The organism is Fretibacterium sp., assembly GCF_057312375.1.
Window position 1 is genome coordinate 23,898 of the sequence record NZ_DBHLDX010000028.1, and the last position, 1,291, is coordinate 25,188.

Annotated in this window: 2 protein-coding genes; both read left to right on the top strand. The window is 46.2% G+C overall.

Annotated features, from left to right (window positions below; all coding sequences use genetic code 11):
• A partial coding sequence (locus ACO41U_RS05995; RefSeq protein WP_485942366.1) for an AAA family ATPase occupies positions 1-858 on the top strand: 858 nt, incomplete at its 5' end.
• On the top strand, positions 855-1,291 hold a 437-nt coding region (locus ACO41U_RS06000; RefSeq protein WP_485942368.1), incomplete at its 3' end, for a 5-methylcytosine restriction system specificity protein McrC. The genes ACO41U_RS05995 and ACO41U_RS06000, both read left to right, overlap by 4 nt.

Consider the following 1,291-nt stretch of genomic DNA (forward strand, 5'->3'; position numbering starts at 1 on the left):
TCCTTTGATGCATACACGAAGAGCGATTTCCTCGATGAAGTGTATATGACGGAAAAACGCTATGAAAACCTTGTAGCCGTCCTTCAAAATAAAAAGAATATCATCCTTCAAGGCGCTCCCGGCGTGGGTAAGACCTTTGCCGCCAGGCGCCTTGCGTGGTCCATGATGGGAGAAAAAGATGATAGCAGGATTGAATTCGTGCAATTTCATCAGAGCTACTCCTATGAGGACTTTATGATGGGCTATAAGCCGGTAGAGAACGGTTTTGAGCTGAAGCATGGTATCTTTTATCGCTTCTGCCAGAAGGCCGCGAACCGACTGGATAAAGATTTCTTCTTTATCATTGACGAGATCAATCGTGGCAACATGAGTAAAATTTTCGGGGAACTGTTGATGCTCATTGAGAAAGACTATAGAGGCACCAAGGCAACTTTGGCCTATAATGGACTTTCCTTCTCCGTCCCCCCAAATCTGTATATCATTGGCATGATGAACACAGCAGACCGCAGCCTTGCCATGATTGACTACGCTCTCCGTCGTCGCTTCAGCTTCTTTGAGGTGGAACCTGGCTTCGATTCTGATGGATTCATTCAGTATCAAAACAGCCTGAACAACGAAACACTGAATGAGCTGATCTCCAAGGTCAAGGACCTGAACCGGGAGATTTCTCTCGATAAGTCACTTGGCAAGGGATTCTGTATCGGTCACAGCTATTTCTGCGGCAGAGATGTTTGCACCAGGGACTGGCTGTATTCCATCGTCAATTACGATATTCTGCCAATGTTGAATGAATACTGGTTTGACGACGCCAACAAGCTCCGACGCTGGGAGAGCATTTTGCTGGGCGTGTTCCAATGATAAAGGATAAGAGTATCTTCATAAAAAACATATACTACATGCTTTCGTATGCCTTCACGACGCTGAATCAGGGCGGTTATGAGGTCCTCGCTACCGAAGAATTTGAGAACATGCATAACCTTTTTGCGGCGATCCTCGCCAAGGGTATCGGTCGCCAGCTGAAGCAGGGCCTGCATCGGGAGTATTTGAACCACAAAGAGGAGTTAGCCGTGGTCCGTGGAAAAATTGATATGCCGGGGACCATTCAGAATCGCCTTGCCAGAAAGTGCGTGCTGGCCTGTGAGTATGATGAACTGTCAGAAGACAATCTCTTAAATCAGATATTGAAAACGACCGTCATGCTCTTGCTCCGGCATACGAAGGTAGACCAGGAGTACAAGAACAATCTTAAAAAAGAGATGCTGTTTTTCTCCAATATAAACACGATTGATCC